The sequence below is a fragment of the Kribbella sp. NBC_01505 genome (assembly GCF_045040285.1).
Taxonomy (GTDB): domain Bacteria; phylum Actinomycetota; class Actinomycetes; order Propionibacteriales; family Kribbellaceae; genus Kribbella.
Window position 1 is genome coordinate 9,028,207 of sequence record NZ_CP109425.1, and the last position, 20,170, is coordinate 9,048,376.

The window sequence follows — 20,170 nt, forward strand, 5'->3', positions numbered from 1 at the left end:
CGCAACCCGTGCGACGATCTGACCTGCTGGACGGCAACAGATCCGCCGTACGAGGTAGTGTTTGTTGCGTGCCCGAGCAAGCGACACTGGACCAGACCGACCGCGCGATCCTCGACCTGCTGCAGGAGAACGCGCGTCGGCCGCTGCGCGAGATAGCAACCGCGGTCGGCCTCACCGTCGCGCCGGTGCAGCGCCGGATCGCCCGGCTGGAAAAGCTCGGGGTGATCGAGCGGTACACCGTGCAGATCAACCACGGCCGGATCGCGACCGGCATCGAGGCGATGACCGAACTGCACTTCACCGACGACCTCGACCTCGCCCAGATCATGGAGTTCGTCGCCCAGATCCCCGAGGTGAAGGAAGTCCTCACCCTCGCCGGCGACCCCGACGCCCTCGTCCGCATCCAGGTAGAAGGCGTCGAAGACCTCCGCCGAGTCGTCAGCTCCCTCCGCTCGGCCCGAGCCATCGCCGGCACCAAAACCCTCGTAGTCCTCGAACAATGGACCCGCCTCGGCTAACCCCTGCACTATCCGGTGGATTTTCGTCACCGAGCACCCAAAATCCACCGGATAGCGCGGCACCCTAACCGAATCTGTGGTTTGGTCGCGGCTAGTGCGTGTTTTGCGGGGATCTACTGTCTCTCAGAGGCAGCAGATCCCCGCAAAGGTGGTTGGTGTGCCCCCGATTCGCGCCGCACCGGACAGGCCGGACACGTACCCGGTGGCTGGTCGCCGCGGCGGCCGATTTACTGAAGCGCTAGGCGGGCGTGGTCTGTGGCTGAGGGGGATGGCGAGGCCGGTGACCGCGTGCCGGTCGTTTGAGCTTCCGGGCTTCGGTTGCGGTCCCGGAAACGAGGGGATCTCCCTGCAAGTTGCTGGTTCTCCCCTCAATATTTGAGCAGAGAAGGGCCCATTTGAACGGATATCCAGTGAAATTTCACACGCTGGCAGCCGACCCGAACCCCAGTGGTCAACCACGGCGGCGGGTCACCTGACAGGCCTCCCGATCGTCGGGAGCAACCACAGCCCGGAAGCCCAAGCAACCGCAACCGTGGTCACCGACCGCACCATCCCCCTCAGCCGAAGACCACCCCAGCCACCCGTCTCCGTCAGACCGGCCGCAGCGGCGACCAGCCACCGACCACCCCACCGGCCGAATCCGAGCGGCCGGACGGGACGAGCACCTTCGGGGCGGAGGGGTTCCTGACCAGGCGAAGTCCTCAGCCACCGCGCACGCGTCGGCCGCCGCGATCCCGCTCCCCGAACCGTTCTGGGAAAGAGCAGTCGCCAAACGCAATTGGCACATGGCGCCCAGGAGTTTCCGACCAACGCTCTTACCTCGCGGTTGGCAGGGCGTCGGAAGTTATCCACAGATTGCTTGGCGGGCGGTTTTCGGGGGGTGAAAGTCCATATGTTTTTGGGCAAGGAGGTGCTCGCATGAGTACACGCAAGAAGAGCAAGGGCCGCGTGGGCGGCAGGCAGGGCGCAGACCGGCCTCATCCGGTGCTGGAGCCGTTGACGATGACGCAGGTGGATCGTCTGGTCCGGCTGGCGGAGGATGCGACGGTGGCTCGTGGGTTCCCGATGCGGTACGACGGTTCGAGTGCGTTGCTGCCGGTCGGCGACGGGGGCGTTCTGATGAAGGACGGCATGGTCGCGGGGCTGGTGAATCTTGCCCGGACGGTCGGTGGGTTGCCGCGGCAGCGGTGGCAGGCGGCGGTGTCGGCGCATTTCGATCAGATGGACCCGGGTGGCGGTGTGCCGACGGTTCCGGAGGATCTGGAGAACGAGCTGTACCTTCGACTGGTCGACGCGTCCACTATCAACCCGGACTGGCATGAGCGCGTGCCGGAGTTCGTGCCGGGTCTGCTCATCGCGCCGGCGACGTACACGGGACGAGCTGTTGCGATGCACTTCGACCTCGACCGCATCGGGATTCCGTGGCACGAGATCAACCGGATCGGCCTGGCGAACCTTCGTCGGCTCAAGGACAAGGTTGAGCACGTGCAGCTCCAGGGCGCCGAGATCGCGATGCTGACCGGCAGCATGTTCACGGCCTCGCGGGCGCTGGTCCTCGACACCGTGCTGCGCGAATCCCTGCACGTCGAGAACCCGCCGTACGGCTGCGTGGTCGCCATGCCCGCGCGAGACATGCTGCTCGTGCATGTGATGCGGGATCCAACGGTGGTTGATGCCTTGCTGGCGATGATGCGGTTGGCGACCTGCTTCTACCGCGAATCGCCCGGCCCGGTCAGCCCGCACATGTACTACGTGGCGGACAACGAGTGGCACCAGCTGACCGACTACAGCACTGGTACGGCGGACCTCAGGCGGGTCCCCGCGTTCTCCGCCGCCATGCACCGCATCGAGGCCGCGGCAGTGGCTTGACGGTGCGGGCCTGACCTGGAGCGGGCTTGACCTGGAGTGCGCTCCAGGAGGAACGCTGCCGTCATGAGCGAACTGAATCTTGCGTTGGGTGCGATGGAATTCGGGAGCAGGATCGATGAGAAGACGTCGTTCGCGCTGCTCGACCAGTATGTCGCCGAGGGTGGCGTGTGGATCGACACGGCGAACTGTTACTCGTTCTGGCAGTCGGAGAGTGGCTTCGGGGGGCAGAGCGAAGAGCTGCTCGGGCGGTGGTTCGCACAGCGGCCCGGTGTCCGCGAGCGCGTGCGGATCGCCACGAAGGTCGGGTGCGAGCCCACCGTCCCTGGCGGCTTTCCGGATCACACCGAAGGGCTTGGCGGGGCTGCGATCGATGCGGCGCTCGAGGCCTCGCTGCGCCGGCTCGGGATCGACCACATCGACCTGTACTGGGCGCACTGGGACGACCGGAGCACACCGCTGGACGAGACGGTCGCTGCCTTCGGCAAGCATCACGGCGCGGGCACGATCGGCCAGATCGGCTTGTCCAACTGGGCCCTCTGGAGAGTCGAGCGGGCCCGGGGGCTTGCCGCGGCTGCCGGGGTGGCGGAGCCGAGCGCGTTCCAGTTGCGGTACTCGTACCTGCAGCCGCGGCCGTTGGTCCGCGATCACATCCACAACCACCGGTTCGGGTGGATCACCGACGAGGTCCTGGACTTCGTCGACAACCAGCCGCACTGGGATCTCTGGGCCTACAGCCCGCTGATGTCAGGAGCGTACGAACGTGCGGATCGCCCGATCGAGGAGGCCTTCGACCACCCGGGCACGACTCGGCGATTGGAGGTGCTCGACAAGGTGGCGGCGGAGCTCGGTGTCAGCCGGAGCAGCGTCGTGGTGGCCTGGCTGACAGGTGGGACTCCCCCGGTGCGCCCGATCGTCGGCGCAAGCCGGACGGAACAGCTCACCGCCTCGATCACCGGCGCCCGCCTCGAACTCCCCGCAGAGCTCCGGACGAAACTCGACGAAGCCTGGTAGCGGTCAGGCCTTTGCGGACTCGGCGGTCTGGGGCTGGAGCGCGCCATAGTGCGCGATCTTGTCATCCAGTACGCCGAGGGCCGCTTCCATCCGGGCCATGTGCTCGATCAGCGCGACTCGGCGCTCACGCAGGAACTCCACGCGTGACGCCGCGTCGCCCGCGGTCCGGAGCAGCGACGTGAAGCGTTGAATGTCGGCGATCCCCAGCCCGGCGTCGCGCAGACAGGTGACCACGCCGATCCAGGCGATGTCGCCCTCGTGGAAGACACGTCGGCCGCCAGGACGGCGCTCGATCGGCCCGATCAGCGCCTCACGTTCGTAGTACCGCAACGTGTCCAGGCTGAGGCCGGTGACCTCCGCCGCCTCACCGGGCGAGTACTGACCGTTCCGCGTCATGGGGTCGATTCTCCCACGTCGTCCGACCGCGTCAGCCGGCCAACTGCTTGTCCAAGAAGTCCACGATGTGATTCATGGTTTCCTGGGTGCCCCAGGGCTTGCCGGCCGCGGTGTCGCCGGTGAAGGACAGGTCGCCGTGATCTGCACCGGTCAACACATAGCGGCTGCTCTCGATCCCCTTGCTGCGTAAGGCGTTGTGAAGCAGCAGCGTCTGGCTCGGCGAGATCAACCGGTCCGCACTACCGTGCAGTGACAGGAATGGGGCTGTCCGGCTCGAGATGTAGCCGATCGGGTCGGACGCGGTGATCGCCGCCGAGGGGTTCTTGACGGACTCCTTGGTGCCCGCACCGTAGACCCAGGTGGCCAACGAGTTGCCCGGGGCGTAGTTCGCATCCTGCGCGGCCTGGTCGAAGTCCGCCGCGATCTTCGAGAGGTCGGACGCGCCGAACTCGTCCACGACACCCTGTACGTCGCTGCTCTGATCCAGGTTGTCGCCGACGTCGAACTGCTTGTCGCCATTGGTGGTTCCGGTCATCGCCGCCAGGTAGCCGCCGGCCGACTGGCCCCACACCGCGACCTCGCCGGCATCGATGCCGTACTCGTCGGCGTGCGCGCGGAGATAACGCACCGCGGACTTCACATCAGCAGGACCCGTCTTGTACGTCGCTCCCTGGCCGATGGTCCGGTACTCGATGCTCGCCACCACGTAGCCCTGCTCAGCGACGTAGGTGCGCTGATCGAGGTTCGCCGTCTTCTGGGACAGGACGAACCCACCACCAGGGATGTAGATGACCAGCGGCTTCTGGCCCGCCGTCTCGGGGACCTGGAGGTCGAGCTTGAGTTCGGTCTGCTGTCCGTTGACCGTCGGCGCCGAGTAGACGATGTCGTTGTGGGCGGTGACGTTGGTCTTGCCGCGCACGATCTGCGCACCCGTGGGCGCGATGACCGTGCTGGTACTCGTATCGCTCGCCTTGACGGTCGTGGCGAATATCAGGGCGGCCGCACCACCGGCCGGAGCCGCACCACCTGCTCCGGTCTCCTCCGACGAGCAAGCGGCCAGCATCAGGCCCGCCACCACCACCATCGCAACGAACGCTGTCCTTCTGCGCCCAAGAGTCATTTCACGGTCTCCTTCACGGCATTAACTGGAGGCCCGCCCTCCACTTATGGCGATGGTAGCATCAAGTGGAGGAAGATCCTCCAGTTAGGGGAGCGTGGATGGATTCGCCCGCGGAGCCGGCGCTCAGGCGCGACGCCGAGCTCAATCGCCAACGCCTGCTGGCGGCCGCCCACGAGGTCTTCCGGGATCGCGGGCTCAGCGCCACGCTCGAGGACGTCGCCAAGCACGCGGGCGTCGGGATCGGAACGGCGTACCGGCGGTTCGCCAATCGGGACGCACTGATCGACGCGCTCTTCGAGGACATGATCAGCAAAGTCGCCGCACTGGCAGCCGAAGCCGCTGAGGACCCGGATGCCTGGCGAGGTCTGAGCGCCAGCCTGGAGCGGGTGTGCGAACTGCAGACCTTCGACCACGGACTACGCGACATCATGCTCGGCACCGGCCGCGGCCGGCGGCGGGAGGAGTTGGTCGCGGAGCGGATCCGACCGACCGTCGACGCCATGATCGAGCGCGCCAAGGAGCAGGGAACACTGCGGCCCGACGTCGAGGGCCTGGACCTGCCGATGATTCAGCTGATGGTGGCAGCGGTCACGGACCACACCGGCGACCCCGATCTGTGGCGGCGCTACCTTCACCTACTCCTCGACGGCATGCGTGTCGGGGGAAGCGACGGTACGACGCTGCCTGCACTCCCCCGGCCCTGACCAAGCGGCACAGGGCATTGACATCGTTGTCGGGTGTGACGACGATAGCTCCTCAAAGCCTGGTGAAACGTTTCCAGCCTCGCTCCGCCGAGCCGCCACGAAGCAGTCGAGGAGATCCGCCGTGATTCGCTCTGCCCGCCTTCTGCGTGTCCTGATGTCCGCGGCGATCCTGGTGACCGCGGCCCTCACGTCCCCACCGTCCGCCGGTGCCCATCCGGATCCTGCCGCCGGTTCGACCGCCACCGCGCGAGCTCGGGTCGCGGCCGACGTGCTGATGGATTCGTACGAGCCCGTCAAGGCATGGTTCCCGTCGAGCTGGTGGAACTCGGCCGTCGCTCTGCAGACGGTTGGCGACTACATGCAGCGCACTGGCGACCGGCGCTATCTGCCCCAGCTGGACAACACGTTCGAGAAGGACAAGGGCGTGTTCCCGGCCGGCTACCTCTCGGGCGATCCGCTGCTCGGCAACTTCACCAGCCGCGCCATCGACGACTCCGAGTGGTGGGCGCTGACCTGGATCCAGGCCTACGACCTCACCACGAACCGCAAGTACCTCGACATGGCGGTCACGATCGCGGAGTACGTCGAAGACTACTGGGACCCGACTTCGTGCGGAGGCGGGGTCTGGTGGGACGGCGAACGCACCTACAAGAACGCCGTCACCAACGGACTCTGGATCCGGCTCACCGCCGAGCTGCACAACCGGCTGCCGCGCGACAAGCACTGGCTCGGCCGCGCACAGGAAGGCTGGAGCTGGTTCACCGCCAGCGGCATGATCAACAGCTCGGGCCTAGTCAACGACGGCCTCAAGAGCAACTGCGAGAGCAACGGCGACACCGTGTGGAGCTACAACCAGGGCCTGGCGATCGGCGCCGGCCTCGAGCTCTGGAGGGCGACGCACAACCCGAAGATCCTGACCACGGTACGGCGATTGGCCGATGCCGCGATGGCGCCGACGGGACTGGCTCCGAACGGCGTACTGACCGAGGCTTGTGATGCGCCGGACCGGACCTGTGACGACAACGGCAAGCAGTTCAAGGGCATCTTCATGCGGTACTGGATGGACCTCGCCGACACCACGCACGACCACCGCTACACCGACTTCGTCACCCGGCAGGCCGCGACCATCTGGGACAACGACCGGGATGCGGCCGACCGGCTGGGTGAGCGGTGGTCCGGTCTCACCAACACGAGCCACCCGAACGCCTACGACTGGCGTACGCAGGCCAGTGCACTCAGCGCCCTGATCGCCGCCGTACCAGCCCGACCCCCGGTGCGGTCATTGTCCGCGACAACCGATCCGGCCCAGCCGGTGATCATGCCCGCGACCGGCAGCCCAACCAAGGTGCAGGTGCGAGTCGATCTGCAGGCAACCGGACCGGCAGGCGACCGACTCCCGGTGACAGTTCGAGCCGCGGGCCCGGCCGGTTGGACGATCACCCCAGCACGCACGAACGTGACGCTCCGCCCGCGCGGAAACGCCGTACCAGCGCAGGCGTCGGTCCAGCTCGACGTGACCATCCCGGCTGGTACGCCGGACGGCCGCTACTCGGTGACTGCGACCGCGACGTCTGGATCGCAACTGTCGTTCAGCACGCGCTCCGACATCGTGATCGCACACACTGCCGACTTCGACACCGGCACGGCAGCCGAGACCCCGTGGCTCTGGGACGCGGACGGCTCACAGAGCAACGGAGTCCAGAACCGCTTCGCGGACGGTCATTCGTTCTTCGTGTACCGCTTCCCGTTCCCGGCCGATGCGACCGCCGCGTCCGTGACGCTGACCATCGACAACGAGTTCGTGGTCCAGGTCAGCGGAGACGGCCAGTCGTGGACCACGGTGGCCACGGAGACACAGCAGATCCACGACGGTGAGAACAAAGCCGCCCGGACGTTCGACCTCACGCCGTACCTCGGAGCAGGAAAGGCAGGCTACGTGCGGATCTCCGACTCGTTCCCCAACGACGGCTGGGGCGGTCGCGTCTACCACGTTGCCGCCAGCTACAGCTAGGTCGTCAACTTCGCCCGTACGCCGGTCGCCGCGGCGATGACCGTGGTGAGCCGGGCATGGAGATCCATCAGCTCGTCGACGTCCATGCCTAGCTTCTCGACAATGGCCGGCGGTACCTCGAGGGCCTGGTCGCGGAGCGCGCGGCCCTCGGGGGTGAGCGCGACGGCCAGGGAGCGCTCGTCCGTCGTGGAGCGGTCGCGACGGAGCAGGCCCGCGACTTCGAGGCGTTTGAGCAACGGCGACAGCGTGGCCGGCTCGAGTTGGAGCATGCCGGAGAGGTCCTTCACCGACACCGGCTCGTGCTCCCAGAGCGCCAGCATCACCAGATACTGCGGGTGGGTCAGACCCATCGGCTCGAGGACCGGGCGGTAGAGCGCAATGACCGTCCGGGCCGCCACCGCGAGCGCGAAACAGACCTGATGCTCGAGCGCCAGCGGGTTCCCGGCCAGGGGGTTCGAGGTCGGCGTGATCTCCGTCTCTGCCATGTGCTTAGTGTAGCAACCTTATGTAGACTAACGATTAGTACACTAAGCATTAGGAGCGAGCATGGAGCAGACCCAGCGGCGCGTGATCCGGCGCCGGCGCACGCCGAAGCGGATGAACATCGAGACCGTTCAGCGCTGGGTCGCCTCCGCCATCCTCTTCCACGTCGGCAGCGTCCCGGCCATCACCCTGGCCGTCTACAGCATCGGCGTCGCCGCCGACGACTTCGGCCGCGGCGTCGGCCTGTGGGTCATGTCCGGCGTGATCGGCATCCTCACCGCGGCCGGCATCCTCGCCATCTTCCGCCGTTTCCCGCTCTCTCCCTGGCTCCTGGTCGGCATCCTGCCCACCGCCGTCACCGGCTTCTACATCTTCTGAATCCGGCTGCCATGCCCAACGGCATAGCAGCATCGAGGTATGCGGCTGGACACTCGCCCTGACCTGGCTCGCTCTCATCGGCACGGTCCTCGCCGTACTGGCCTCTTCCGGTCAGCGGCCGCCGGACCGACCGCAGGCTGACAAGGTGAACGCTCGGACGACTGCCAAGGAGGGCTGATGCGCCGAGCGACCCGATCTGATGCGGATGAGCTCAGAGCAAAGTTCGTCGCCAACCGCGAACGAGTCCGGGCCTGGACCACCCAGTGGTACTGCCCCGAGGTCGACTGGCTGGCGTTCCGGGAGTTTCCCTACCAATGCCTCCCGTCACAGGAACGGCGCTGGCTCGAGCAGCAGGCGCCGTTCATCTCCGAGTACGAGTGGTTCCTGGAGGCGAAACCGCATCCTGGAACCGGCGTCGGCCGGGTCTTCGGGCACTGGCAGTTCGGGCCCGGGCATACCTTCAAGCAACTCGACATCGAGATTCGCGCCTGGCCCGATCCGCAGTACCTGGCCGATCGGCTGGCCCGATCAGTTCACGCGGCAGGTCTCGGCGACTGGCGCGACGACGATCTGCCGGCCCTGTTCGACTGGCTTCTCGAAGGCCTGCAGATGATGCCGCTCAGTCAGTTCATCCAGGGCGAACGCCGGGTCGGGCCGACGCGTTTCGAGATCGGCCGCTGGCCGTCCGCGGTCGACCCCGAGGCGATCCGAGCCACCTTGGCGATCAAACCCACGACCACCACTCTCGCCGGCTCGACGCTCAGCGCCGACGACCTTTAGCGAGCCGGGCTGCTTGGTCGTACGCCGAGTTGCGTCCGCTCCTTGACCGGCCCGATTGAGCGGCGTACCCCGAGAGATACTGGGCGGCATGCCACAGATCAGTGTTGAGTACTCCGATGCCCTGACCGACGCGTTCGACCGGCCGGCGTTCGCGCTGGCGCTGCACACGGCGGCGGGTGAGGTGATCGGTAGCGCGCTGCCCGGGTTCAAGACGCGGTTCCGGACGACTGGTGAGACCGTCATCGGCGACGGGCAGGGCGGCGAGGCGATGATTCACGTCGCGGTGGCGATCCTGCCGGGCCGGGACGAGGAGACGAAGGGGCGGCTCGGTGAGCTGGTGCTCGCTGTCCTCGCCGACCATCTCAAGCCGGTCGAGGGGCTGAACGTCCAGCTCACCGCTGAGGTCCGGGACCTCGCCACCTACCGCAAGCAGGTCATCGCCAAGGAGTGACCAGGTCGGTCAGCTTCTCGGCCAGAGCCATCTGCAGGAGCGGGCCGAAGGTGATGCGCTGCACGCCGGCTGCCTTCAGGTCGTCGAAGGAGCCGGAGGCGGCGCCCTTGACCGGGTGCGCGGTGACGTTGACCGGACCGGACAGCGCCGAGAGCAAGGTCCGGAGCGAATCCGCGTCAGGGATCAGGACCGGGTAGACGCAGCGCGCGCCTGCTGCTTCACAAGCTTGCGAGCGACGGATCGCCTCACCCAGCGGGTCGTCGAACTTGACCACCTTGCCGATCAACGCATCGGTCCGCGCGTTGATCACCAGCTCGATCCCCGCCTGGTCAGCCGCGGCGCGCAGGGCACCGATGTAGTCGGCGTGCTCCTGTACGTCGCGCAAGCGGCCCTCGCTGTGCACGGTGTCCTCGACGTTGATCCCGACTGCGCCGGCCTCGAGCACCCGCTCCACCAGCTCGGCCGCAGGTGTGTTGTACCCGGACTCCACATCAGCAGTCACCGGTACGTCGACCGCGCCCGTGATCCGGCGGATCCCGTCCAGCGCGTCGTCGAGGGTCATGCCTTCGTTGTCCTTCTGCCCGCGGGAGTCGGCCAGCGGGTGGCTGCCGATGCTCAGCGCGGGGAAGCCGGCCGCGGCCACCGCCCGGGCCGACCAGGCATCCCAGACGGTGGGTAGTACGAGGGTTTCACCGGTGTGGTGGAGACGGAGCAGCTCACTGGCCTTTGCGGCGAGATCAGTCATGAAATCACCCTACTGTCAGCCGGCCCAGACATCTTCGAGGTAGCGATCCGCACCGAGCAGGGAGTGCAACCAAGCCTCGCTCCCCGTCTCGTCCGCGCCGGTCTGATCCTGGTAGATCGCCATGAAGGCAGCGCGCACCGCCGGGGCCATCCCGCGACCGTCACCGCAGACGTAAACCCGCGCGCCCTGCTCCAGCAGTCGCCACACATCGTTGCCGTCGGCCCGGATCTGGTCCTGGACATAGCGACCGTCGGCCCGCGAGAAGGCCGGCCGCATCGAGACCGCACCAACACGCTCGGCAGCCTCGAACTCGTCGCGGTGCACGTAGTCGACCTCGGGATGACGCGCACCGAAGAAGCACAACGCCTCGGCCTGATCGCCGCCGCGCGCCACCCGGTCGCCGATGAAGCCGCGGAACGGCGCGATGCCGGTCCCGGCCCCGACCATGATCACCGGCACGTCGGCCGCCGGAGCCCGGAATGCCTCCCGGGCAGGCTCGACCCGGGCCCGGATCTGATCCCCCGGCTGGAGTCCGGCCAGGTAGTACGACGAGATGCCGCGGAAGGTCCCGCGCCCACTCGTGGCCGGGCCGGACAGCACCCCGACGATGAGCTCGACCGAATCCGGGCTGCTCACCGACGACGAGGAGATCGAGTAGTGCCGAGGCTGGATCGGAAGCAGCATCTCGAGGAAGTCAGCCGCCGACAGCCCACAGGCCAGGAACTCCTCCAGCAGATCCAGCACACTGCGACCCGCGACCGCATCCGGCGCCGCGGCAAGTGCCTGCAGCGCATCGCGTTCGGGCGGGCAAGGGTTGCTCTCGGCAAGGATCGCGACCTGCGCCGCGGTGGCCGGATTCTGTAGCTCGGTGAAGTGCGTGAGCAGCTGCCGGATCGTCACCGGCCGATCGACCGGAAGCGCCCGCCGCGTCTTGTGCCGCGCACTGACCGCCACCACCAGGTCGAGGTCCAGCCCGAACCGAGCCGCGACCCGATCCACGAGATCAGCCGGATTGTCCGGTACGACGGTCAGGTGGTCGCCGGTCCGATAGGTCGTCCCCGACGGCAGCTGGATCCGCAGGTAGCGCTTCGACCTGCCGAGCGGGTTGTCGACGGCAACCAGTTCGGCGTTGTCGAGCACGGTCATCGGCTCCACCTCGTACCGCGCGTCCAACGCGGACGTGATCGGACCGGTCAGCACCTGGACGTCGTACAGCCGATCCGAGGCAACCACCGGCTCCGCGGCCTCATCGCCGTACTCGGCCAGCAGCCGGTTCCACCAGGACGCCGACCACGCCTCGATGTCCCCATCGAGATCCCCGGACGCATCCGCCTCGCCACGATCGACCAAGCGAACTGCGCCGAGCTCGGCCATCCGCTCGTCGATCAGCGTCGGCACCACCTGGTACGTCGCCGCCCAGTTCCGATCGCCGACGCCGAGGACGCCGTACCGCACGCCGGTCAGGTTCGGCCCAGTCTCCAACCAGGCAACGAATGCGGCCGCGTCGTCGGTGGGCTTCCCGTTGTACGACGCCGCCACGATCAGCACGGGCCGATCGGTGGGAAGTGCGCCGACCGCGGTCTCGAGCGAACCGGTCGTGGCGGCGAACCCGCGGTCCTCGCCCTCGTCGCCGAGCTGCCGCGCGAGCGCCCGGCAGGTGCCGAGGTTCGATCCGTGCAACACCGTCACCCCGGTCCCGGCCTTTGCCCGACCGGCCGCGACACTGTTGCCAACCGCAACCACGGCAGGCTCCGGAACAGCGCGCTCGGCCGCGGTACGTCGTACCAGGGTGAGCTCGAAGCCCTCAGGCTTCAGCGTCAGCGTCTCTTTGACCTTGAGCTGGTAGTCGGCGTCGTCGCGCAGCCGGTAGCGGTGAATCAGCAGCCCGAGCAGCAGCGTCGCCTCGTGGAGCGCGAACTGCCGCCCGATGCACGCGCGCTCCCCCGTCCCGAACGGCTTGAACGCATGCGCCGGCCGCGCCTTGACCTGCTCCGCACTGAAGCGCGACGGGTCGAAGGCCTCCACGTTGTCGCCCCACACCGAGTCCCGGTGCAGAGCCGGAGTCAGTACGACGAGCCACTGGCCGGCCTGCACCGGATACTGACCGCCCAGCGTCGTGTCCGCCGTGGCCTCCCGCACGAAGGCACCGGCCGTCGGCCACAACCGCAACGCCTCGTTGAGGATCTGCCGGACGTAGCGAAGCTTGCCGACCTCCTCGAACGTCGGCTGCGGATCGGCCTGATCGCCCCAGAGCGCGTCGACCTCGGCCTGGGCCAGCTGCAGTACGGCGGGATTCTTCGCCAGGTAGTACAGCGCGAACGACAGCGCGCCGGAGGTCGTCTCGTGACCGGCGATCAGGAAGGTGATGACCTGGTTCCGGATGTTGATCTCGTCCAGCCGCTCCCCCGACTCCGGGTGCGGCGCATTCAGCATCAGGCCGAGCAGGTCGTCGGTCGAGGTGTCGCCACTGTCCTTGCGCTGCCGAACCACCTCGTCGACCACGCCGGCCATGAACTCGGAGTCGACAGCGAACTGCGCGTCGGCGCCACGGTTCAGTACCGGACCGATCCACGGCACCTCCCGGCTCTTGGCCTGGGCGTGCGCGAGGGCCCGAACCATCGCCTCCACGAACGGATGCGGCTCCGCCGACTCGAACGATCCGAAGTCGTACCGGAAGCCGGTCAGCCCGATCGTGTCCAGCGTCAACCGCGTCATATCATCGGTGACCGCGACGGACTCGCTGCTCGTCGCGGCCTGGTCCCAGGCGCCGAGCAGCCGGTTCGCCACCTCCAGCATCGCCGGGTGATAGCTGCGGATCGACTGCAGCGCGAACGCCGGCAGCAGGATGTCGTGGGCGAGCTGCCAGTTCGGCTCGTCGTTGTACGCCGTGAACAGGCCGTCGCCGGCGACGCCGCGGATCCGGTCCAGGGCCGGCGCGACGTGCTTGGCGAACCGCGTGTCGTCCGAGAGCTCGGCGACCAGGTCCGCGCCGGACACGAGCACGATGTCTCGCCCGAAGAACCGCTTGGTGAAGATCGGCCCGAGCTCGCGCGCCAGCCGGGTGTTGTCCTGGATCGGGGTGTGGCTGGTGGAGGCGACGAAATCACCGACGACGGGGATCCGGCCGGGAGGGTGCGGCATCCCGGTCGTATCGATCCTGTCGGCTGTGTTCGTCATCAGAAGCTCCTTCACTCGGCTCGGTAGTTCCAGCCTCGACCTCCCCGAGCTGACAACGAGCGAGTGTGGCTACTAGATTTGGTAGGGATGAACGACGCGGCCGCGTGGCGGAACAGATTCATGACCTTGCTCGACCGGCTCCCGACGCCGACCGGGCTCTGCCTGGGCGACGGCGTACTCGTCGATGCCAACCCGGCCTTCGCACAGCTCCTCGGTACGACGCCGATGAAGCTGCGCGCCCGCCAGGTGAACGACCTCCTCCAGCCGAAGGACGTCCGCGACTACGAACGTCTCCTCAGCAGCCTCCGAACCCGTCGCCGCCGTCGCGGTGATGTCGCCGTCCGCTGGAAGACCGGCACCGGCACCCTGACGATTCAGGTGCTGACCGACCAGAGCCTCACGGTGCTGCTCCTCACCCTGGTGCCCACGCCGATCGAGAGCGCCGACGTCCCAGACCTGACCGAACGCGAACTGGCCGTCCTCCGCCTCACCGCCGCCGGCCACACCTCGTCGCAGGCCGCACACGAGCTCGGCCTCACCGCAGACGGCGTCAACTACCACCTCAACAGGCTGCTCGACAGATTCCGGGTCCCCAACCGCGTCGCCCTCGTCGCCCGCGCCTACACCCTCGGCATCCTCGACACCACCACCTGGCCGCCCCGCTAGGCGCGTGCGTGGATCTCCACTCCGGGGTGGTCAATCAGTGCGGCCGGGTGCGCCCGGCGGTGGCTGGTCGATCGCGGTGGCCTCTCGGGCTAGCCAAGAACCCCGCCTTCCCGGAACACGCTCCGAGGCTTCGGACGTTGTGGGTTAGCTTGCCGCGAGTACGGCGGTCACGTTCTTGGCGGTGAGTTCGGCCGACTGGGGGTTCTGGCCGGTGACCAGGCGGCCGTCGACGACTGAGTGGGCGGACCAGCTCTCGGCGGGGTGGTGGATGGCGCCGCGGGCGGTGAGGGTGTCGGCCAGCAGGAAGGGGACGACCTCGGTCAGCCCGACGGTCTCCTCCTCGGCATTGGTGAAGCCGGCCACGTTCTTGCCGTCGATGAGGTAGGAGCCGTCCGACAGCTTGAGGTTGATCAAGGCGGACGGACCGTGGCAGACGGCCGCGACGACACCGCCGCCTTCGTAGATGTCAGCGGCCAGCTTCAGGAGGTCGTCGGCCTGCGGGAAGTCCCACATCGTCCCGTGACCACCGGCGAACAGGATGGCGTCGTACGCCGAAGCGTCCAGGTCGGCCGCGGTCGGGGTGTGGTCGATATCGGTGTCGGCCAGGAACTTCTGCTGGATCGGGTCGGTGTCGTCCAGGCCGTCGATCGGCGGCCGCCCGCCCTTCACGGAGACCAGGTCGACGTCGAAACCGGCGGTGGTGAAAACATCCCAGGGCTCGGCTGCCTCGGAGACATAGAAGCCAGTGGCCCGGCCGGTGTCGCCGAGCTCGGAGTGGCTGGTGAGTGCGATCAGTAGGCGTGTCATGTCTCGATCTTGCCGTCGAAGTGGCATCGAAATCCAATAGGCAGACCTGGTGCGAGGCATAAGCTTCCTGATGTGTCGCTCGATCTGCTCCGCACCTTCCTCGCCGTGCACCGGGCCGGCTCGATCACCGGCGGCGCTCGGGCGCTCGGTCTGTCCCAGCCGACGGTGACCGCGCAGCTCAAGAATCTGGAGGGCCGCCTCGGTCATCCGCTCTTCGACCGACTGCCTCGCGGTATCCGCCCCACCAGCGCCGGCGACGAGCTCGCCCGCCGGATCGCCGATCCGGTCGACGCCTTACAGGGATTCCTGCGCACCGAGTTCGACGACCCGGCCCCGACGACTGTGCATCTCGGCGGCCCGTCGGACTTCCTCTGCCACCAGGTGCTCCCGGCGCTGGCTGGGCTGATCGCCGACGGTCTCCAGGTGCGGACGACGTTCGGCCTGCCCGACGGGCTGCTTGATCGGCTCCAAGGGGCGTAGCCTCGACCTGGTCGTCAGCTCGACCCGGCCACGCCGTCCCGGTCTGCGCGCCACGCCGTACTACGACGAGGTCTTCGCCCTGGTCGCCGCACCTCGCTGGGCCGGCAGCGACCCGGCCACCCCCGACCGCCTGCGCGGCGTACCGCTGATCGCCTACGCCGACGAGGCACCGATCATCCGCCGCTACTGGCGCACAGTCTTCAACACCCGCCTGACCCGTACGCCGGATGTCGTGGTGCCCGATCTCCGCGGCGCGCTGGCCGCCGCCGCGGCAGGCGCTGGAGCGACTGTGCTCCCGACCTACTTGTGCTCCACAGCGCTCGCCGCCGGCGACCTGATACTGCTCGCCGACCCCGACCTGCCGCCACTGAACACGCTCTTCCTGACGACCGGCCCGGCCCCCTCCCTCACAGCCGCAACCGTCCGCGACCACCTCCTGGCGAGCTCCTGAAGAGTCGTCGCGTCATTCCAGGTCGCCTCACCGAGGCGGGCTTCACCTTCGAGCACCCGGACTGGCCGGCCGCGGCGGCGGATCTCGTCCGGACAAAATCGTTGCCTTCAGCAACCTCAAGGACGACCGCGGCCGAACTGTAGCCAGGTCGGGCCCGACGGGTCTACGATCGGTCACCCGCAGTTGCCACGGCGGCATTTCATCAAGCGTTTTGTTTGTGCACAAGGGGTTTCGCACCGTTCCGATTTTCGAGACTATTTAGTCCGATTCTCCGGTTTCGGCCTACTGGGCCGAGGGTAGGTCGGAGAGATCGAAGGACTTGTAGGACTCGGGGACTGGATCGGGAGGGAACCCTGAACCCGATGGATGCGCACGCCCTGCAACACAGTTGGGACCAGGTCACCAAGCACGGAGAGCAGGTGCCGCTGTACTTCTACTCGCACCTGTTCGTCTCGCACCCTGAGGTGCGGCCGCTGTTTCCGCTCTCGATGTCGAACCAGCGGGACAAGTTCGTCGGTGCGCTCGGGAGGATCGTCAGCCATGCCGACCAGCTCGAGGTGGACGCGGACTTCCTGCGCCACCTCGGCCGCGACCATCGCAAGTACGCAGTGGTCGCGGAGCACTACGACGCCGTGGGCGGCTCGCTCTGCGCGACCCTGATGCATTTCCTGGGCCCCGACTGGGACGAGCGGCTCGCTGCGGAGTGGACCGCTGCGTACCAGGTGGTCGCGCGGATCATGGTCGAGGCGGCCGAGATGTCCTCGGAGTCCAGCCCGGACTGGTGGGAAGCCGAAGTGGTCACGGCCGAGCGGCGGACCATGGATCTCACTCTGCTGACGGTGCGCCCGCGAAGTCCGTTCCGGTTTCGTCCTGGCCAGTCGGTGTCGATGGAGATCCCACAACGCCCTCGGCAGTGGCGCTACTTCAGTCCGGCCAATGCGCCGCGGGTGGACGGCTCGATCGACCTGCACGTCCAGCAGATCGACGGTGGTCAGGTGAGTCCGGCCGTGGTGCGCTCGTTGAAGGCCGGCGACACCGTCAAGCTCGGTTCGCCGGTCGGCGAGCGGCTGACCCGGCGCGAAGGCGATCGGCGCGAGCTACTACTCGTCGCAGGCGGGACAGGGCTGGCCCCGCTCCTCGCCGTACTCGAACAGATCGATCAGGAGTGGCAGCGAGCCGGCGACGGACCGCTGGTCCAGCTGCTGCACGGCGTCCGGATGCCTTGGCATCTCTACGAGCGTCCACGGCTGCGCGAGCTGGCTGGGGAGCGCGCGTGGTTCGACTACACCGAGGTCGTCTCCGACGATCCGTCCTATCCCGGTATGCGCGGGAAGGTCGGCACGGTCGCGGCCCGGCAGCTCCTGTACGGGCGGACGGCGATGGTGTGCGGCGGCCCGCAGATGGTCGCGCACACGCTTGAGCAGCTGGCCGCCGCCGGGATGCAGCCCGAGCACATCAAGTACGAACACTTCTACTACGCGGCCGCGGGCGAGCATGCCGCCGGCCCAGGTCAGGAGACCGCAAGTGACGATCAAGCACCGCCGCCATGGCTCGCCGTACCAGGGCCCGCAGTCGATCCGGTCCGCGGCGTTCCGGCGTCGGATGCGTGGGCTCGACGCGGATCAGGTCAACGGATACCTCGATCAGCTGGCTGATCAGGTCCAGACCACCGAGCACGCGCTCACCGAGCTCGAAGCGAGGAACGGACGGCTGCTGGCCGAGCTGGAGCGCGGCCGGGCGGAGCTGCGGCGGGTGCAGGCCGAGCTCGATCACTACGAGCAGGCCGGCAGCCGTGTGAACGAGCAGGTCGTGCAGATGTTCAGCCAGGCGCAGCTCGTGGTCGAGGAGATGGTCCAGGACGTCAGCCGGGATGCCCGCGAACGGATCGGCCACGCCCGCGAACACGAGCGCCGGATCGTCGCGGAGGCGATGGACAACGCCGGCCAGCAGGTTCGCTCGTACGCCCAGACCGCGCAGGCCCAGATGCAGTCGATCGTCGAGTCGTTCGCCCACGAAGTCGAGCACCTGAGCGATGCCGCCTTGCCCGGTACGCCGGGTGCCGCGGATCGATGACCGTGGTTCGGATCTGGGCCGGCCGGCGCCGAGCTCCTCGCACCGGCCGGCTGGCCGCCCCCAGCCCGTCCAGAGCCCGGACCCGACCGGAGCCGGTGCTCAGACCGGAGCCGGACGTCGACGTCGAAGCCGTGCAAGCGGCGGCCGAGGAATTCCTCCAGCTTTTCCACTCCGAGGATCCACGTCGCGGTGCCGTCGAGCCGCGGCTCGCCCAGGTCCGGCGCGAGATCGACCTGACCGGGACCTACTGGCACACCCAGGCCGAGCTGACCTTCGGCGCCCGCGTCGCCTGGCGCAACAACGCACGCTGCATCGGCAGGCTGTACTGGCAGAGCCTGCAGGTGCGTGATCGACGGACCGTCTCGACCGCGCGCGAGATCGCGGAGCACTGCTTCGATCATCTCCGCGAAGCACACAACGACGGCAAGATCCGCCCGACGATCAGCGTCTTCGCTCCCGAGACACCGGCCCGGCCGGCGCCGAGAATCTGGAACGAACAACTCGTCCGGTACGCCGGTCACCAGCAACCGGACGGCCGGATCATCGGGGACCCGCGCTACCGCACCTTCACCAGCGAGCTCGTCCGCCGTGGCTGGCGCCGCCCCGTGGGAGCGTTCGACGTACTGCCACTCGTCGTCGAGACGATGGACGAGGGAGTGCGAATGTTCGAGCTCCCCGAATCGGCGGTCCACGAGGTCCCGCTCGAGCATCCCGAGCTGCCGTGGTTCGCCGGGCTCGAGCTGCGGTGGCATGCGGTCCCGGTGATCAGCAACAGCCGGCTCGTCATCGGCGGCGTCTCCTACCCGACCGCTCCTTTCAACGGCTGGTACCTCGGCACGGAGATCGGCGCCCGCAACCTCGGCGACAGCGACCGCTACAACCTGGTCCCCGAGGTCGCGGAGCGGATGGGCCTCGACACCTCGGACGAATCAACCCTCTGGCGCGACCGGGCCTTGGTCGAGCTCAACCGCGCCGTGCTGCACTCGTTCCAGACGAACGGTGTCAGCGTCACCGATCACCACACCGAGTCCCGCCGATTCCTGGTCCATCTGGAACGCGAGGAGCGGGCCGGCCGGAGCTGCCCGGCCGATTGGAGCTGGATCGTACCGCCGATGTCCGGCTCACAGACTCCGGTCTTCCACCGCTACTACGACACCGAGGACCAGCTGCCGAACTTCATCACCGACCCCGACGCCACCCACCGCGCACTCCACGGCAGCCCGCCGGCCTTCAGCTAGTGGTCGTCTGCACCGATTCGTAGGCGGGAGCGGCCAGGCGGGCAACCGCCTGCGCCAGCTGATCGCGCTGGTCGGCCGGCAGTACGGCGGCAATGTCGGGCAGGCGCGCACCAACATCGGCGTACAGGGCCGTCACGAGCTCGTCTCCGCGCGCGGTCGTGCTCAGCATGACTGCGCGCCGGTCACTCTGGACCGACTCGCGCTGCACAAGCCCGAGGCGCTCCATCCGATCGACGAGACCGCTGAGCGCGTTCTTGGCGACCCCCAGCATCTGGGCGAGCTCCCCCATGCCGACCGCGCGGTCCTTGATCACGCACAACAGGGTGGCCTGGACAGAGGTGAGGTCATGATCGGCGCAGATCTGGGCGTAGCGGCGCTGCACCAGCACCGACAGCCAGACCAGATCGTTCCCGAAGCCGTCGTTCACCGGCCCCCTCCCCTGTCGTCCTCGCCAGGATAGCCAGAAGTACTAGACGGACCCGCAATCTTCGTTCGCGCGGTGGAGCCGCCCGTCGTCGGCCACGCCTAACTTTGTGGACAACGACAAGGAGGAACCATGAACGAGAAACCGACCTGGCCCGCCGACGAGCCGTGGTACCAGCACACGCCGAGGAACCTCGGACTCGGCTACCTGAACCTCGGAGTGGCCGCGCTGCTGCTCATCTGGAGCGGGGTCGAGCTGGTGGGCGACAAGCTCAGCACCGGTCAGACGGTGTTGTTCGCCATCATCGCCGCCTGCGGACTGGCGCTGCTGTTCCAGAGCACCACCGGTCTGAAGAAGTTGCTCCGGCAACGCAATCTGCAGCGTTAGT

23 protein-coding genes are annotated in these 20,170 nt (G+C 67.8%); 16 read left to right on the forward strand and 7 right to left on the reverse strand.

Annotation, left to right across the window (positions count from 1 at the left end; translation table 11 throughout):
• Positions 1-68 precede the first annotated feature (68 nt).
• The 3 genes from OG474_RS42160 to OG474_RS42170 all read left to right on the forward strand — a co-directional run bounded on the left by OG474_RS42160 (position 69) and on the right by OG474_RS42170 (position 3,398).
• A complete protein-coding gene (locus OG474_RS42160; protein ID WP_405059286.1) occupies positions 69-518 on the forward strand; it encodes an Lrp/AsnC family transcriptional regulator in 450 nt (149 codons plus the stop codon).
• A 918-nt stretch (positions 519-1,436) separates the two neighbouring features.
• Positions 1,437-2,387 (forward strand): hypothetical protein, encoded by a 951-nt coding sequence (locus OG474_RS42165; RefSeq protein WP_405059287.1) that lies wholly within the window; start codon positions 1,437-1,439, stop codon positions 2,385-2,387.
• A 63-nt stretch (positions 2,388-2,450) separates the two neighbouring features.
• Positions 2,451-3,398 carry an aldo/keto reductase gene (locus OG474_RS42170; protein ID WP_405059288.1) on the forward strand — a complete coding sequence of 316 codons (948 nt, stop codon included), beginning with the start codon at positions 2,451-2,453 and terminating at the stop codon, positions 3,396-3,398.
• Positions 3,399-3,401: 3 nt separating this feature from the next.
• Here OG474_RS42170 and OG474_RS42175 read toward each other — a convergent pair whose 3' ends face one another.
• Both OG474_RS42175 and OG474_RS42180 read right to left on the reverse strand, forming a co-directional pair.
• Positions 3,402-3,794 (reverse strand): MerR family transcriptional regulator, encoded by a 393-nt coding sequence (locus OG474_RS42175; RefSeq protein ID WP_405059289.1) that lies wholly within the window; start codon positions 3,792-3,794, stop codon positions 3,402-3,404.
• A gap of 31 nt (positions 3,795-3,825) precedes the next feature.
• The gene (locus OG474_RS42180; protein WP_405059290.1) at positions 3,826-4,914 is read right to left on the reverse strand and encodes a prolyl oligopeptidase family serine peptidase; all 1,089 of its coding nucleotides are present in this window, start codon (positions 4,912-4,914) and stop codon (positions 3,826-3,828) included.
• Positions 4,915-5,012: 98 nt separating this feature from the next.
• Here OG474_RS42180 and OG474_RS42185 point away from each other — a divergent pair, with 98 nt between their 5' ends.
• Positions 5,013-5,618, forward strand: a complete 606-nt coding sequence (locus OG474_RS42185) for a TetR/AcrR family transcriptional regulator (RefSeq protein ID WP_405059291.1) — start codon at positions 5,013-5,015, stop codon at positions 5,616-5,618.
• Between the two features lie 121 nt (positions 5,619-5,739).
• Positions 5,740-7,629: a glycoside hydrolase family 76 protein gene (locus OG474_RS42190; protein WP_405059292.1), complete on the forward strand. Its 1,890-nt coding sequence runs from the start codon at positions 5,740-5,742 to the stop codon at positions 7,627-7,629.
• Here OG474_RS42190 and OG474_RS42195 read toward each other — a convergent pair.
• Positions 7,626-8,114: a MarR family winged helix-turn-helix transcriptional regulator gene (locus tag OG474_RS42195; protein ID WP_405059293.1), complete on the reverse strand. Its 489-nt coding sequence runs from the start codon at positions 8,112-8,114 to the stop codon at positions 7,626-7,628. The two genes, OG474_RS42190 and OG474_RS42195, sit on opposite strands and share 4 nt — an antisense overlap.
• Positions 8,115-8,175: 61 nt before the next feature.
• Between OG474_RS42195 and OG474_RS42200 the strand changes: the two genes are divergently transcribed.
• From OG474_RS42200 to OG474_RS42210, 3 genes are all read left to right on the forward strand, one after another.
• A complete protein-coding gene (locus tag OG474_RS42200) occupies positions 8,176-8,490 on the forward strand; it encodes a hypothetical protein (protein WP_405059294.1) in 315 nt (104 codons plus the stop codon).
• 177 nt (positions 8,491-8,667) lie between these two features.
• Positions 8,668-9,270: a hypothetical protein gene (locus OG474_RS42205; RefSeq protein WP_405059295.1), complete on the forward strand. Its 603-nt coding sequence runs from the start codon at positions 8,668-8,670 to the stop codon at positions 9,268-9,270.
• Positions 9,271-9,358: 88 nt separating this feature from the next.
• Positions 9,359-9,721 carry a 5-carboxymethyl-2-hydroxymuconate Delta-isomerase gene (locus OG474_RS42210; RefSeq protein ID WP_405059296.1) on the forward strand — a complete coding sequence of 121 codons (363 nt, stop codon included), beginning with the start codon at positions 9,359-9,361 and terminating at the stop codon, positions 9,719-9,721.
• Here the strand turns inward: OG474_RS42210 and OG474_RS42215 are convergent.
• Together OG474_RS42215 and OG474_RS42220 are read right to left on the reverse strand one after the other, a co-directional pair.
• Positions 9,705-10,466, reverse strand: coding sequence for an isocitrate lyase/phosphoenolpyruvate mutase family protein (locus OG474_RS42215; RefSeq protein WP_405059297.1), 762 nt, complete (start codon positions 10,464-10,466; stop codon positions 9,705-9,707). The genes OG474_RS42210 and OG474_RS42215 overlap by 17 nt on opposite strands.
• 15 nt (positions 10,467-10,481) lie before the next feature.
• Complete coding sequence (locus tag OG474_RS42220; protein WP_405059298.1) at positions 10,482-13,643, reverse strand: bifunctional cytochrome P450/NADPH--P450 reductase; 3,162 nt, start codon at positions 13,641-13,643, stop codon at positions 10,482-10,484.
• Positions 13,644-13,730: 87 nt separating this feature from the next.
• Here OG474_RS42220 and OG474_RS42225 point away from each other — a divergent pair, with 87 nt between their 5' ends.
• Positions 13,731-14,309 carry a LuxR C-terminal-related transcriptional regulator gene (locus tag OG474_RS42225; protein WP_405059299.1) on the forward strand — a complete coding sequence of 193 codons (579 nt, stop codon included), beginning with the start codon at positions 13,731-13,733 and terminating at the stop codon, positions 14,307-14,309.
• A gap of 144 nt (positions 14,310-14,453) precedes the next feature.
• Here the strand turns inward: OG474_RS42225 and OG474_RS42230 are convergent, their stop codons facing one another.
• Positions 14,454-15,116 (reverse strand): type 1 glutamine amidotransferase domain-containing protein, encoded by a 663-nt coding sequence (locus OG474_RS42230; RefSeq protein ID WP_405059300.1) that lies wholly within the window; start codon positions 15,114-15,116, stop codon positions 14,454-14,456.
• A gap of 72 nt (positions 15,117-15,188) precedes the next feature.
• Here OG474_RS42230 and OG474_RS42235 point away from each other — a divergent pair, with 72 nt between their 5' ends.
• The 6 genes from OG474_RS42235 to OG474_RS42260 all read left to right on the forward strand — a co-directional run bounded on the left by OG474_RS42235 (position 15,189) and on the right by OG474_RS42260 (position 19,358).
• Entirely contained in the window at positions 15,189-15,596 is a 408-nt protein-coding gene (locus OG474_RS42235; protein ID WP_405059301.1) for a LysR family transcriptional regulator, read from the forward strand.
• The gene (locus OG474_RS42240; protein WP_405059302.1) at positions 15,574-16,047 is read left to right on the forward strand and encodes a LysR substrate-binding domain-containing protein; all 474 of its coding nucleotides are present in this window, start codon (positions 15,574-15,576) and stop codon (positions 16,045-16,047) included. Before OG474_RS42235 ends, OG474_RS42240 begins: the two co-directional genes overlap by 23 nt.
• A gap of 14 nt (positions 16,048-16,061) precedes the next feature.
• Complete coding sequence (locus OG474_RS42245) at positions 16,062-16,190, forward strand: DUF1731 domain-containing protein (protein WP_405064671.1); 129 nt, start codon at positions 16,062-16,064, stop codon at positions 16,188-16,190.
• 219 nt (positions 16,191-16,409) lie between these two features.
• The gene (locus tag OG474_RS42250) at positions 16,410-17,702 is read left to right on the forward strand and encodes a globin domain-containing protein (protein ID WP_405059303.1); all 1,293 of its coding nucleotides are present in this window, start codon (positions 16,410-16,412) and stop codon (positions 17,700-17,702) included.
• Entirely contained in the window at positions 17,650-18,120 is a 471-nt protein-coding gene (locus tag OG474_RS42255) for a DivIVA domain-containing protein (protein WP_405059304.1), read from the forward strand. Before OG474_RS42250 ends, OG474_RS42255 begins: the two co-directional genes overlap by 53 nt.
• Complete coding sequence (locus OG474_RS42260) at positions 18,117-19,358, forward strand: nitric oxide synthase oxygenase (protein ID WP_405059305.1); 1,242 nt, start codon at positions 18,117-18,119, stop codon at positions 19,356-19,358. The genes OG474_RS42255 and OG474_RS42260 overlap by 4 nt, the downstream gene beginning before the upstream one ends.
• Here the strand turns inward: OG474_RS42260 and OG474_RS42265 are convergent.
• Positions 19,351-19,785, reverse strand: a complete 435-nt coding sequence (locus OG474_RS42265; protein WP_405059306.1) for a MarR family winged helix-turn-helix transcriptional regulator — start codon at positions 19,783-19,785, stop codon at positions 19,351-19,353. The genes OG474_RS42260 and OG474_RS42265 overlap by 8 nt on opposite strands.
• Positions 19,786-19,914: 129 nt before the next feature.
• Between OG474_RS42265 and OG474_RS42270 the strand changes: the two genes are divergently transcribed.
• Entirely contained in the window at positions 19,915-20,169 is a 255-nt protein-coding gene (locus OG474_RS42270; RefSeq protein ID WP_405059307.1) for a hypothetical protein, read from the forward strand.
• Position 20,170: the final 1 nt, after the last annotated feature.